Source organism: Butyrivibrio sp. LB2008 (genome assembly GCF_000621565.1).
Lineage (GTDB): Bacteria > Bacillota > Clostridia > Lachnospirales > Lachnospiraceae > Butyrivibrio.
In genome coordinates this window covers 93,935-106,646 of record NZ_JHXZ01000013.1, presented here as the reverse complement: position 1 = coordinate 106,646, position 12,712 = coordinate 93,935, and the positions used below count along the sequence as shown (strand labels likewise).

The 12,712-nt window shown below is 43.1% G+C and carries 12 protein-coding genes; 9 read left to right on the top strand and 3 right to left on the bottom strand.

The genetic code is table 11. The features are described from left to right. Positions 1 to 22 precede the first annotated feature (22 nt). The 3 genes from T356_RS0103320 to T356_RS0103310 all read left to right on the top strand — a co-directional run bounded on the left by T356_RS0103320 (position 23) and on the right by T356_RS0103310 (position 3,187). Positions 23 to 751, top strand: coding sequence for an IspD/TarI family cytidylyltransferase (locus T356_RS0103320; protein ID WP_026513274.1), 729 nt, complete (start codon positions 23 to 25; stop codon positions 749 to 751). Next, a complete protein-coding gene (locus T356_RS0103315; RefSeq protein ID WP_026513273.1) occupies positions 751 to 1,881 on the top strand; it encodes a galactitol-1-phosphate 5-dehydrogenase in 1,131 nt (376 codons plus the stop codon). Before T356_RS0103320 ends, T356_RS0103315 begins: the two co-directional genes overlap by 1 nt. Positions 1,882 to 2,086: 205 nt before the next feature. Further along, complete coding sequence (locus T356_RS0103310) at positions 2,087 to 3,187, top strand: MFS transporter (protein WP_026513272.1); 1,101 nt, start codon at positions 2,087 to 2,089, stop codon at positions 3,185 to 3,187. A 12-nt stretch (positions 3,188 to 3,199) separates the two neighbouring features. Here the strand turns inward: T356_RS0103310 and T356_RS0103305 are convergent, their stop codons facing one another. Beyond that, complete coding sequence (locus T356_RS0103305; protein ID WP_026513271.1) at positions 3,200 to 3,844, bottom strand: polysaccharide deacetylase family protein; 645 nt, start codon at positions 3,842 to 3,844, stop codon at positions 3,200 to 3,202. 239 nt (positions 3,845 to 4,083) lie between these two features. On the opposite strand from T356_RS0103305, the gene T356_RS0103300 reads away from it, so the two are divergent. Next, positions 4,084 to 5,571 carry a 4Fe-4S dicluster domain-containing protein gene (locus T356_RS0103300; protein WP_026513270.1) on the top strand — a complete coding sequence of 496 codons (1,488 nt, stop codon included), beginning with the start codon at positions 4,084 to 4,086 and terminating at the stop codon, positions 5,569 to 5,571. Positions 5,572 to 5,827: 256 nt separating this feature from the next. Here the strand turns inward: T356_RS0103300 and T356_RS0103295 are convergent, their stop codons facing one another. Both T356_RS0103295 and T356_RS0103290 read right to left on the bottom strand, forming a co-directional pair. Continuing rightward, positions 5,828 to 6,607, bottom strand: coding sequence for a hypothetical protein (locus T356_RS0103295; protein ID WP_026513269.1), 780 nt, complete (start codon positions 6,605 to 6,607; stop codon positions 5,828 to 5,830). A 14-nt stretch (positions 6,608 to 6,621) separates the two neighbouring features. Further along, positions 6,622 to 7,284: a DUF4230 domain-containing protein gene (locus T356_RS0103290; RefSeq protein WP_026513268.1), complete on the bottom strand. Its 663-nt coding sequence runs from the start codon at positions 7,282 to 7,284 to the stop codon at positions 6,622 to 6,624. 171 nt (positions 7,285 to 7,455) lie between these two features. On the opposite strand from T356_RS0103290, the gene T356_RS0103285 reads away from it, so the two are divergent. The 5 genes from T356_RS0103285 (at position 7,456) to T356_RS21035 (ending at position 12,362) form a co-directional block, all read left to right on the top strand. Continuing rightward, positions 7,456 to 8,385 (top strand): AEC family transporter, encoded by a 930-nt coding sequence (locus T356_RS0103285; protein ID WP_026513267.1) that lies wholly within the window; start codon positions 7,456 to 7,458, stop codon positions 8,383 to 8,385. Positions 8,386 to 8,539: 154 nt separating this feature from the next. Beyond that, on the top strand, positions 8,540 to 10,591 hold the full coding sequence (locus T356_RS20115) for a methyl-accepting chemotaxis protein (protein WP_026513266.1): 2,052 nt from the start codon (positions 8,540 to 8,542) through the stop codon (positions 10,589 to 10,591). Between the two features lie 432 nt (positions 10,592 to 11,023). After that, complete coding sequence (locus T356_RS0103275; protein WP_026513265.1) at positions 11,024 to 11,605, top strand: flavodoxin family protein; 582 nt, start codon at positions 11,024 to 11,026, stop codon at positions 11,603 to 11,605. Positions 11,606 to 11,717: 112 nt separating this feature from the next. After that, on the top strand, positions 11,718 to 12,194 hold the full coding sequence (gene ybaK / locus T356_RS0103270; RefSeq protein ID WP_026513264.1) for a Cys-tRNA(Pro) deacylase: 477 nt from the start codon (positions 11,718 to 11,720) through the stop codon (positions 12,192 to 12,194). Between the two features lie 18 nt (positions 12,195 to 12,212). Continuing rightward, positions 12,213 to 12,362, top strand: coding sequence for a hypothetical protein (locus T356_RS21035; protein ID WP_155838963.1), 150 nt, complete (start codon positions 12,213 to 12,215; stop codon positions 12,360 to 12,362). The last annotated feature ends 350 nt before the right edge of the window (positions 12,363 to 12,712 follow it).

Here is a 12,712-nt window from a genome sequence, read left to right as displayed (position 1 = left end):
TATAAAGGAAAGCGGTAAAAATATGAATCATGCGATTTTTTTAGCCGGGGGGACCGGAAAGAGAACAGAATCTGACATACCCAAGCAGTATGTGCGTGCGGGCGGATATATGATGGCAACTTACGCCATAAAGCCGCTTCTTGAGAGCAAAGCAGTGGATGATGTCTATGTGGTTGCAAATGAGGATTGGCACAAAGAGATTTACGAAGATGCGAGGAAAATGGGGCTCAATGTGAAAAAGATTAAGGGCTTTGCCATGCCGGGGGTGAACAGGCAGGCATCCATATTAAGCGGCATGAAAGAGATACTTCGCGGAATCTCAAAGAAAGAAGATATTGAGGCGGTTTCGGGAAAAGATACGGTTCTTGTTCATGATGCTGCAAGACCTTTCCTTGATTTCCAGCTTCTTAAGGATATCTATGCCGCATTGAGCGGACATGACGGAGTTATGCCCGTTATCCCCATGAAAGATACAGTATATTACAGCGAGAACGGCAAGACTGTTTCCAAGCTCCTGGACAGACAGAAGGTGGTAGCGGGACAGGCACCTGAGCTGTTTAATTATAAAAAATATTACGAGGCAAATGTAATTCTTTTGCCCGATAAGATCTTTTCTATAAACGGTGCGACTGAACCTGCTATTATTGCGGGAATGGATATCGCAATGATCTCCGGAAACGAGAAGAATTTTAAAGTTACGACTGCGGCCGATCTGGACAGATTTATGCAACTTAAGGAGGAAAAGCAGTAATGGCGAAAGCATGGGTACTGCATGAAATAGGCGATATAAGACTTGAAGATGTGGATATTCCGGTTCCCGCAGAGAATGAAGTCCTTGTAAATGTAAAGGCTGTCGGTATATGTGGCTCCGATGTGCCGCGTGTTTACGAGACGGGAGCGCACAGGATGCCGCTCGTTCCGGGACATGAGTTCTCGGGAGTTGTCGTAAAGACGGGAGCCAAAGTTTCTGCAGACCTTGAGGGAATGCGGGTTGCGGTTTCGCCCAAGATTCCATGCAGGAAGTGCGAGATGTGCGCAAAGGGTGAGACGGATCTGTGCCTTAACTACGACTACACGGGATCGAGAAGAGACGGTGCTTTTGGGGAATATGTGTGTGTTCCTGTGGATAACTTGATAGAGCTTGTGGATAACATCTCTTTTGAAGAAGGAGCTATGATCGAACCGCTTGCCGTTGCAGCCAATGCTGTCAGAACAGGTTGTGCGGGGGTTGCTCCTGCGGATAAAGATGTGAAGATCGCAGTCTGCGGGATGGGAACGATAGGACTTATGGTTGTCATGCTTCTTAAAGACATGGGCTTTTCAGATATCTATGTGATTGGAAACAAGGACAGTCACAGAGATAAAGCGATTGATATCGGAATTCTTCCGGAGCATTACTGCGATATGAGAGTTGAAGAACCCGTCGCGTGGCTAAAAGAGAAGACGAATGGCGTATCGGTCTATTTTGAGTGCGTCGGAAGTAACGAGAGTATCAGGTACGGACTCGAAGCGGGAGCACCAAAATCAAGACAGATACTGGTTGGCAATCCGAGGAGCGATATGTCTTTTTCCAGAAATACATATTGGGAGATCTTGAGAAAGCAGATGCGCCTTATTGGGATATGGAACTCTTCATATCGAAAGGCACTTGATGCCGGCAGTTTTGGGCAGGATGGCTGTAGTGTGAATATAAAGGATTCAGACACAGCGCAGATTGACGACTGGCACTACGTTCTTAGCAGGCTGGAGGCGGGTGGAATTAAGCCGTCTAAGCTCATAACGCATAGATTTGCGCTTGATGAACTCGATAAAGGGCTTGACATTATGCGCAATAAGACGCAAGATTACTGTAAGATAATGATTTATCCAAGTGGATTGTAAAAAGAAATTTATTCGAAAGGAGCAAACGAATGTCCTGGAAAACAGTTAATATTCAGTTGATGAATGGATGCATTTTTGCTGTTTACGGGGATAGTGCGCTCTTTTTTAGGCAAACCTGCTAAATTTGCAAGGTTTGAGCTTTGAATATGAACGTGTTATCTCCTTATTCTTTTATTTAAAACAAAAAAGATGAGGAGATTTTTTTATGAATAAATTTAGTAAAAAGACAGCAAGAAGACAGATTGGAAAATTATATTTATTGGACAGTGTGGGGAGCCTTATGATCGCTGGGGCATCATGGGTTGCGCTCCTTGCGGTGAGAGGATTTACTACTGCGCAGATCGGACTGTTCGAGAGCATATTCCACATAGCAAGTATGATATTTGAAGTTCCTTCAGGGGCTGTGGCCGATGTGTTCGGAAGGAAAAAGACGATGGTGGCAAGCAGCGTAGTGACAGTGTTGTCTGCGCTGATGATGATATTTTCGGATTCGTTTTTTATGATCGCGATAGCGATGGTAGTGAGTGCTCTTAGCTATAACCTTGCGTCGGGTACAAGGGAAGCGATTGCATATGATTCACTCAAAGAAGCCGGTATTGAGGATGAATACGATAAGTATGCCTCGAACGATCTTGTCATATATCAGGTTGCAAGCTCGCTCGCCAAGATTCTTGCGGGTGCGGCAATAGCGCTTGGATACAAAAAAGCTTATGCGGTTGATGTTCTTGTCGGAGTGTTGGCGATTGGAATAGCTGCGTCTCTGCGTGAAGTTGAGACGGAGCTAAGTAAAGAAAAGAGTGTCAAGAAGCGTTTTAAAGAAGTTGCAAAAGAGAGTTTTCTTTTTCTTAAGAACAATTCCAAAGTCAGGCTCATTATTCTGTTTAATGCGGCGATAGGAGCGGTTTCGATACTTGTTCTTTTCTTCTTGCAGGCAAAACTTCCTAAGATGGGAATTGACAATGTGCTGTTTGGACCGGCACTCTTTGTCATGGGACTAGGCGCCGCAGTAGGAGCGAAGGCTGTCGAATATGTGAAGCCTTCACGATATAGATATATCGGGCTTATAAGTTTACTGTGTGTGACATTTGCATTTGCAATGGCTTTTTCGGGAAGTATTATTCTTGCCGTGATCGGCGGATTCATCGGCGCTTTCGGAGACAATTACATTGAAGTGCGGACTGATGTCATGCTAAACAATATGATTCCCTCTAAGCAGCGCGCGACGCTTATGTCCGTGAATTCTTTTGTGTTCTCGGTTGTCATGATAATACTGTCGCCGATATTCGGTGCATTATTCATGCTGTGACGGAGATTTTCCTTAGCAAAGAGGCTCTCTTGGTTCGGTGTCGTGTATGTTTGAGTATACGATGCCGCTGTGCACGGAAGGCTTAATACCTCCGTCTTTAAAGAGGTCACTAATATTTACAAATTCGTAGCCCTGTGCAAGCAGCTCAGGGATCACAATATCGAGGGCTTTGACGGTTTCATCATTATCTGTGTAATCATGCATAAGTATGATAGAGCCGTCGCAGGCCTGAGATAATATCATTTCAGCACGTTCTTTGGCAAGAACGCTGTCTTCCCAGTCTTCTCCGTGAATTCCGCATATGAACGGAAGATCTATGCAATCGTACATGGTCCTACTCACATCTATGAACGGAGGTCTGAAAAAGCGCGGTTTGTATCCCGTGATCTTCTCGATTGCCTTGTCTGTATATTCAATCTCTGAACGCACTTCGTCTGCAGTAAATGTCTGCATGTGAGAGTGAGTCTTGGAATGATTGCAGATCTCGCATCCGTGTGCGATACACTCCTTTACAATCTTTTCCGATTCATCTGTTATGTTGTCCGCAATCAGAAAAAAAGATGCGACAATATTGTACTTCTTGAGCTTTTCAAGAACCTGAGGTGTTGTGACGGTGCTTGGTCCGTCGTCGAAAGTTAATGCTATTTTTTTTCCCATAATAAAAGTCCCCTAAAAAAATAATACTATTCATATTTTACACTCTTTTTTTCTGCTTGCACGCTTAATATATTCGGGGAGAAAAGTCTTGCGATGTGGTAATATTAAATAGAGAAATAAAACTGAATACGGCAGTTTCGGGATTATCAGAAACAATACAGCCCGTGCATTGGCAAAACACGGGGATAAGTTTGGTAACTAATAACATTGATATCTAAAAGGGTAGGAGATTGAGTATTATGATTACGAACGATAAGGGACTGGTAGGATTTAAACATAAGATCATGGAAGAGGTCTGCAGACTTGCATGGAACGATGAACTCGATGAAGAACACAAGGAGCAGCTTGTTTATAAGCTTGCACCCGGACCAAAGCCTGAGTACAGATGTTGTGTGTACAAAGAGCGTGAGATCGTGCGCCAGAGAATCCGCCTTGCTTGCGGCCTTAGCACAACATATAATGAGGGCTCCAAAAATATTGTGCAGGTAATCGATCCTGCATGCGATGAGTGCCCTATCCATGCTTTTTCCGTAACTGATAACTGTCGTTTTTGCATGGGAAAAGCATGTCTTAATTCATGTAAATTTGATGCGATACATCCCGGTGATGTCAGGATGCACATCGACTCCGCAAAGTGTAAAGAGTGCGGAATGTGTGCAGGTGCCTGTCCGTATGGCGCTATCGTTCATCTTGAGCGCCCTTGCCACAAGGCTTGTCCTGTCGGCGCGATAACATATGATGAGAATGGCTACTGTAAGATTGACGAGAGCAAGTGCATTCAGTGCGGCCATTGCATCCACAATTGTCCTTTCGGAGCAATCAGCTCCAAGACATTCCTTGTTCAGATAATAGAAGCCATTAAGGCGGGAAAAGAAGTTATAGCGATGTGTGCACCTGCTACAGAAGGCCAGTTTGGTGAAGAGATTTCCATGGCTTCGGTAAAGAATGCGCTGATAAAACTTGGCTTTGCAGATATGGTAGAAGTAGGACTCGGTGGCGATATGACGGCTGCTTATGAGTCAAAAGAGTGGGCGGAAGCTCACGCAGAGGGCAAAAAGATGACGACGTCATGCTGCCCTGCATTTATCAACATGCTCAAAAAGCATTTCCCCGAGCAGTTTGAAAATAACATGTCATCAACGGTTTCTCCTATGTGTGCGATCTCAAGATATCTCAAGGCAACGCGCCCGGGATGCGTTACTGTATTTGTCGGCCCTTGTATTGCCAAGAAGTCGGAAGCAATTGATGAGAGCGTTCCCGATAATGCGGATTATGTAGTGACATACGGAGAGCTTCGTGCTCTTATGAGATCCAAAGATGTTGAATTTGAGCCTGTGACCGATGAATATCAGGAGTCTTCAATCTGGGGCAAACGTTTTGCGACAAGCGGCGGGGTTGCCAATGCGGTTATCGAGTGTATGAAAGAGAGAGGCGAAGATGTCAGCAATATCAAGTTGCACCGCGTTGCAGGAGGAAATGAGTGTAAAAAAGCTCTTTTACTCCTTAAAGCAGGAAGGCTTCCGGATGACTTTATCGAAGGCATGGTATGCCCGGGAGGCTGCGTAGGCGGACCTTCAAAACATAAAACTGAGGTTGAGATTACCAAAGCCAGAGAAGCGCTTCTTTCAAAAGCAGATGACCGAAAGGTTCTCGAAAATCTTAAGAAATATCCCATGGACAAATTTTCTATGCACAGAGACGGCATAAAAATAGACCTGCCGGATTGAGCGAGCAGGGCGTCGCGAAGCCATCCGTTCTGAAATGCTTGTGTTCGTCTGCGCAGTGAGTTTCATAAATTTATAAAGACGGGAAATGCTTCCTTTCACGTTGTTCAGAGAAGTCAGCATTTCCCGTCTTTATAAATTTTGAAACTCATCTTGCTCGTACGAGATCTGCGCATTTCAGAACGGATGGCTTCGCGACTGGGTAGTCTATGCAAAGCGTCCATCCTATATTTGCGCAGATTCTAATCTTAATTCTGATTTATGATTCAGTTGTAACCTGTGATTCCTGATCTTGATTGATGATGAGCTTGTCGATGTTGAGTGAAGTGGATGAGAAGATGGTCTTTACAATCCACACAAGCAGTACGAATACGAGAACAGGGATAACGCAGGCGGTTACAATCATTACGGCGAGAGCTTCGAGGAGGTCTTTGAGGAAGTTGGAAACTCTGTCGATTGTTTCGGTAGTGATTGTGGTAAGGTCGCTGAGTATGCCTGAATCGGAATCGCCTTCGATGTCGAGGTTGTCGTATTCTGTGATCGAGGCTTCAACTTTGGCGGACTGAGTCTGGTAAACTTTGTCGGAGAGCCAGATGCTTGAAGGGACGATCAGGAAGATAATGAGTCCCAGGAGGCCAATTCTTGCGGCCATGTCCATAAATTTCTTTTTCTTGAATAATATGGCAACGCTGAGAAGGATACATGTGGCAGGGATAAGTACTGAGAATGAAACATATCCTGTCAGAGTTATCATGAATTTCTCAAGGTACAGAGCGCTTAATATCAAGAGGAAATATGAAGCGAGATCTGCGAGCTGCTCTGAGATAGGCGTGCACAGGTCTCCCGGAAGGAGTGACAAAGTGGCTGATGTTGCCGCTGCGCCACCGGCGAGCTTCATTACCGTAGTGATCTTTTCATCCGTCTGTTCTATAGAATGCTTGTGTGTGGCGGGATTGGCGGCTATCGGAGCAATCTTTGTAAGTGAGATAACTGCAACAAGCAGTAGTATTACTATTAAAGTTATCTTTTTTAAATTCATATAAATATTCCCCTTTATTTAAACTCAATCTGGTACTTTGATGTCTCGGGCAGGCTGTTTACAAAGTTTTCGATAAGCGTCTTTGCCTGGGCATCTGACTTTTCGAGAATGCCGTTTTTGAGAGCTTTTTCTTTGGCACTTTCCTCGAATTTAGCAAGTGAAGTGTTGTAGTCTTCGAGCTTTACCGGATTCCATATAGAATCTTTTTCCGAATAGATCTTGAATGTGTCCTTGTCGATGTTTACGGAGAAAATCTCGGAATCGGGAATGTCTATCGTGATAGTCTTGGCGTCTTCGTCCTTGGTTATTGCTATTTTCTCAAAATCCACACCGGCTGTGACAGAACCGTCATAACTGTAAATGAATTCGGAAGAAGATGTGATAAACTTCATGATTGTTTTTTCTTTGGTATATTTTTCAACCTGAGTAAAATAGTATTCCTGCGTAATGAGTGTTCCCATGTTTGCGATTCCTTCGCGGATTGTCTCGGTGTTAATAGACACGAGAACTTTGGTATCGCTCTTTTTTACGGTGTTATCCGTCGCTGCAATGTCTGACAGACTTGGGGCTGCGGGAGCGTTCTTTTTATAATCGACCAAAAGGATTATCATCGTGATCACGGCAATAACAATTACTGCCAGGTATAAGCGATTTTTATTATTTTTGAAAAATTCCATACATAAACCTCCGTTATGATACACATAAAATATGTAATCTAATTTTATCATTAAGTGGAAAAAATTGTCAGTATTCCCTTATAAACTATGCAGAAATCTGCTTGTGAGACGATAGGAATTGAGTTAAAATGATGCGGTTGAAATTCTGAAACAATCAGGAAAGGAAATAAAATGAGCGTTTGGATAGTAATGCAGCAGATGGGTATGATAGTTATTCTCGTTGCGATAGGAGTTTATTTATACAAGAAGGACGTTGTGGACAATAACGTCTCGAAGCATCTGTCAGTGATCGTTATGGACATATGCAATCCGGCACTGATACTGGCTTCGATTCTCACGGGTGATATAGATGTGAGTCATCAGGTGCTTTTGGAAGCAGTGGTGCTTGGAGCTGTTTATTATGCGTCTCTTATGGGATTGGGATTTCTTTTGCCCATGATCCTTGGAGTTAATAAGGACAAAAGAAGATTCTACAATCTCATGGTTGTCTATACAAATGTAGGATTTATCGGAATTCCCGTCGCTAAGGCAATTCTTCCGGACAGGGCTATCATATACGTTATCGTGTGCAATGTCATGTACAGCCTTCTTTTCTATACACACGGAATCACAGTGCTCAGCAACGGCAGAGAGAAGATGAATGTAAAAAAAGCAATGAGTCCCGGAACAATAATGGCGCTTCTTAGCCTTATTGTGTGCTGGTTTAACATAAATCCTCCGCTTATCGTAACAAATACCGTTAGCTATATAGGTAACGCGACGGTCTTTTTGTCTATGACGCTGCTTGGCGTTTCAATAGCAAGATCAGGAGTCAAAAAAGGCTTCAAAGATCTCAGGATATGGGGATATATTGCGCTTAGAATGGTACTTCTTCCCGTTGCGATGTTCTTTATATTGAGAGCAATCGGCTGCGACGAAGTAACCGTGCTTGGATTCTGCCTTATGGCGACCATGCCTGTGGGCAATCTTCCTCTTATCCAGTCGGAAAAAATAGGTGAAGATACCGAGATACTTTCGGGAGCAATTACTGTTACAACTATCGTGTCGATGGTGACTATCACGGTTTTGATGATTCTTTTTACCCAAACACTCGGGGTGTAACTGAATTTTATGAATTGGTTTATGAAAAGTTAATGAATTAACGTCTATAAAGTAAATATAATCTCGAATAAAATGGTATGATAGGATATATACCTTTGGGGCAATAGTTTTATGATGCGGTCATTTCTTCAGTTAACGTGTAAGGAGGCTGAGAATGAAGAAGATTAACGATTTAAAGATTTATGTAAAGATGAGTCTTGTCATTGGTCTTGTAATCATGATTGGACTTGGAGCCATTTACGGTATAATCAATTTTCGTACCAGATCTATTATGAGAAGACAGACTGAGATAAGGTTATCGGAAATTACCGAAAGCCGTTCGGTTGTTATTGAGAAATACTTTTCTGATCTGCAAAATTATGTTGTGAATTTTGCGAAACTTCCCGCTGTAGTTTCATATATGCAAAATACAAGCGATAAAGCTGCTGCAAATGCTGTGCAGGAGACTCTTTTAAGCTACACATCGACAAGATCTGATATTGAAAGTATGTATCTTGCCGATGATGCTACGCTTGTCTATGCGCATACCGATCCGTCATTTATTGGTCAGGTGGCAAATGCTGAAATGGCGGGATTTACAGCAAATATCGAAAGCGCAGGAGGCGCGATTTGCGCCGGAATCGTTCTTTCCCCGGCAAGTAACAGTAATGTTGCGATAGTATTTGCAAATGTACATGATGCATCGGGTAAGCCTATAGGCTTTGTCGGAGGTGCTACCTATGTAGATGAGCTTCAGAGCACGATTACAGGAATGAGTGCGCAGGGACTGGATGCAGCTAAGATGTATCTTATCGGAAGCAGCGATATTACTGCGGCAACATATATTTTTGCTCCGGATCCTGCGATGCTTGGAGCACCTGTTGAAGATGAAGCGCAGGTTCAAGCTCTTCAGCAGATGGCTGATGTTCCGACAAGCTTTTTCACATATCGTGACAAGGCAGTGGGACGCTCGATACTGTCATATCGCAATATTCCGAGCGTGGCTGCTACATTCATTGTTACTGATTCGGAAAAAGACTTTTTGAAGGATATCAATTCCCTCAGTAATTTCATTCTTTTCCTTGTAATACTTGTATTCTGCGTTTCGCTTGTAGGAGTTGTTCTGATCTCAAAGGCTATATCAAAAGATATTGAAAGCGTAACTGACGTAATCACAGACCTCGGAACACTTGATATTACCAAGACTCAGGCACTTGAAAAGTATAAAGGAAGAAATGATGAAGTAGGACTTATTGCAGATGCTACCAAAAAGCTTTCAAGTGCGGTTGAAAGGACGATCAAGTCGCTTCGCAGGCATTCGGGAGATCTTCAGGACGGTTCCGGCAGACTTCGCGAAAATTCCGAATCAACACTTGAATCCATCGGACAGGTAGATGTTGCGGTTCATGACATTGCGCAGAGTGCGACAGAGCAGTCTGATGAAACAAAAAATGCTACGGATTCTGTAAAAGAAATTGGAGTTATGGTCGAGGAGACCAAGGAAAAGACATTGCAGCTTAAAGAAAATTCACAATCCATGCAGGATTCTTCAAAGAAGGCGGGCGTGATCCTTAAAGAGCTTGGTGAAGTCAATGAAAAGACAAAGTCTGCAGTTGATGCAATGTACGAGCAGACAGCACAGACAAGCCATTCTGCAGATCAGATTGCGAAGGCTTCCGAGCTTATTGCATCCATCGCTACCCAGACCAATCTTTTGTCCCTTAATGCTTCTATCGAGGCTGCAAGAGCAGGAGATGCGGGAAGAGGATTCGCGGTAGTTGCAGGAGAGATTGGATCCCTGGCTTCACAGACAGCTGATACTACCAAGGAAATCAATGACATTATCCAGCAGCTTATTGATAACTCAAAGAGATCTATAGAAGCTATGGATGAAGTTAAGAAGATAATCGACATGCAGAATGAGTATGTTCAGCAGACGGAGGAAATCTTCGGTTCGGTTGAAGACGAGATTATCAATAACCTTGAAAGTATCGATGAGATTTCTTCAACGGTACAAAGGCTCGATGATGTCCGTAGCAGCGTTGTAAATGTAGTAGAATCTCTTTCAACAATTGCTGAGACAAATGCCGCATCAACGCAGGAAACAAGCGCATCTACTTCAGTTGTAAGCAATATGATGGAAGAAGTATCGTCTATCGCAACGCAGATTTCGAATATCGCCGCCGGAGTTAAGCAGGATATAGACGTATTCAAGATTTCCGAATGACATTATGAAAAAGATAATATAGAATAGTAATGAGCGGTGACCAATAAGTTCGGTGCCGCTCATTATTATATGGTAGGAGATTCCTACCATACTTTGGAACTACGGTCACTTATCTACGTGCTAACCAAAAGTAAAAGCCATGTGTCCGATCCATAGGGTAGTAGTTTGGCAGGGACACAGATAAGATTTGTGAAAAGAAATGGTTTATCTGTGATTTTATGGCATGATATGTGTTGAAACACAGATAATGTTTCATGGGTGGCAAAATTTATCTGTGAGATCATGGCGATTTACAAGCAAAAAGACGAAATTTCACAGATAACTGAAGCAAAAATTACTTTTTTGTCTGTAATCGTAAGTTTGATGTGTGACTAAAATTCGAATTTTTCATGTATTTAGTCACTTATTTCATAGGAAGAGGAGGAACATATAATGAAAGTATTACTTATCAACGGCAGCAGAAAGAGCAAAGGTTGCACATATACAGCTTTGTCAGAGGTTGCAAAAGAACTTAATGAAAGAGGTATCGAAACTGATATCTATAATGCGGGAACTATGGTTTTCAAGGGTGAAGTGGATCTTGCGGTACAGGAAGCAACAGAGATAATCAAAGGCGTTGACGGAATTGTCATAGGTTCACCTGTTTACTATGCAAGCCCTACAGGCGAGATTCTCATGTTCCTTGACAGATTGTTCTGGTCTGCAGAGGAGTATCTTAGATTCAAACCTGCCGCAACGATTGCATCTGCAAGAAGAGCGGGAACTACAGCGACTCTTGATGTTCTCAACAAGTATCCTCTTTTTGCAAACATGCCTCTTATCGCATCAAGATATTGGAACATGGTACACGGCAGCAAGCCCGAAGATGTTCTCCGCGATACTGAAGGTATCCAGATCATGCATACTCTCGGAAAAAATATGGCATGGGTTCTTAAGAGTATCGAAGCCGGAAAGAAGAACGGCGTAGAGCAGCCTGTTGCTGAAGATAAGGTATTTACTAACTTTATCAGGTAAGAGGTGTATGACCTGATATGAAGGTTTTAGCTTGTTTAGTCCATGTACTCGTCCTGTTTTTTTATGGAAGAAAGCAAAAAGATGACATCAAATGTTGACTGAGGAAAAGGTAATGAAGAATAACGAAAAAACAAATGTAATGAGAGTTCTTGACGGCAAGAAGATTGCTTACGAGAGTCATTCCTATGAGCCTGACCAGACACTTACAGGCGCCGAGATCGCGGGCATACTCGGCGAAGATCCTTCGAGAGTTTTCAAGACTCTTGTAACCAGAGGAAAGACCGGACAGTACTACGTCTTCGTAGTTCCTGTCGAAGCAGAACTTGACCTCAAGAAAGCCGCAAAGGCAGCAGGCGAAAAGTCAGTCGAGATGATCAAACAAAAAGAGCTCCTTCCGCTTACAGGCTACATTCACGGCGGATGTTCGCCTATTGGCATGAAGAAAGCCTTCCCGACTTTTATACACCAAACCGCGCAGGACGGTGAAAAGATTTTTGTCAGCGCAGGTAAGGTTGGATGCCAGATTGAACTTGCTCCCGCAGATCTGATGTCTGTGGTGCGGTGCACACTTGCGGATATAACGGCATAAGAGATGTCATCCGTTGTTATGATTAGGGATTATTTAAAGAAAAGTGGATTCTTCGTTCTTGTCGCAAGAGATGGAACGAAGAGTTTTTTATTTGAGAGGAAATTCCTATCAAATAAAAAACGCTCCGCTATGGATGCGACCGATGCGCAGATGAATTATGCAAGCTAAAGCTTGCGCGCATCAGCGCGCAAAGAGTCGCAGTGATGCGCAGCTCGCGGTAAGGAATATATTGTTTACGCAATCCGCCCGCGCGCTGGCATTTCGCGAGCGAAATGCTCTTTTTGTTGGATTTAATATAAAAAAATATCTGGAATGCTAAAGTCGATAGCATAGTCTGCCGATATATACAGAGAGCGATAAGTTTAATATTTTTGCTATGGATAGCATCTTTTTCAACGTTCAAAGGAATGGCTGAAGGAGATGCTTTTTATTTGATAGGAAATTCCTATCAAATAAAAAACGCTTCGCTATGGATGCGACCGATGCGCAGAAGTATTATGCAAGCTAAAGCTTGCGAG

What these genes read in the sequence shown, in the direction of transcription:
- T356_RS0103275 (WP_026513265.1), top strand. Translation starts at nt 11,024, where the DNA reads ATGAAAGTATTACTTATCAACGGCAGCAGAAAGAGCAAAGGTTGCACA.
- T356_RS20115 (WP_026513266.1), top strand. Translation starts at nt 8,540, where the DNA reads ATGAAGAAGATTAACGATTTAAAGATTTATGTAAAGATGAGTCTTGTC.
- T356_RS21035 (WP_155838963.1), top strand. Translation starts at nt 12,213, where the DNA reads ATGATTAGGGATTATTTAAAGAAAAGTGGATTCTTCGTTCTTGTCGCA.
- T356_RS0103305 (WP_026513271.1), bottom strand. Translation starts at nt 3,844, where the DNA reads ATGGGAAAAAAAATAGCATTAACTTTCGACGACGGACCAAGCACCGTC.
- ybaK (WP_026513264.1), top strand. Translation starts at nt 11,718, where the DNA reads ATGAAGAATAACGAAAAAACAAATGTAATGAGAGTTCTTGACGGCAAG.
- T356_RS0103295 (WP_026513269.1), bottom strand. Translation starts at nt 6,607, where the DNA reads ATGAATTTAAAAAAGATAACTTTAATAGTAATACTACTGCTTGTTGCA.
- T356_RS0103285 (WP_026513267.1), top strand. Translation starts at nt 7,456, where the DNA reads ATGAGCGTTTGGATAGTAATGCAGCAGATGGGTATGATAGTTATTCTC.
- T356_RS0103300 (WP_026513270.1), top strand. Translation starts at nt 4,084, where the DNA reads ATGATTACGAACGATAAGGGACTGGTAGGATTTAAACATAAGATCATG.
- T356_RS0103315 (WP_026513273.1), top strand. Translation starts at nt 751, where the DNA reads ATGGCGAAAGCATGGGTACTGCATGAAATAGGCGATATAAGACTTGAA.
- T356_RS0103310 (WP_026513272.1), top strand. Translation starts at nt 2,087, where the DNA reads ATGAATAAATTTAGTAAAAAGACAGCAAGAAGACAGATTGGAAAATTA.
- T356_RS0103320 (WP_026513274.1), top strand. Translation starts at nt 23, where the DNA reads ATGAATCATGCGATTTTTTTAGCCGGGGGGACCGGAAAGAGAACAGAA.
- T356_RS0103290 (WP_026513268.1), bottom strand. Translation starts at nt 7,284, where the DNA reads ATGGAATTTTTCAAAAATAATAAAAATCGCTTATACCTGGCAGTAATT.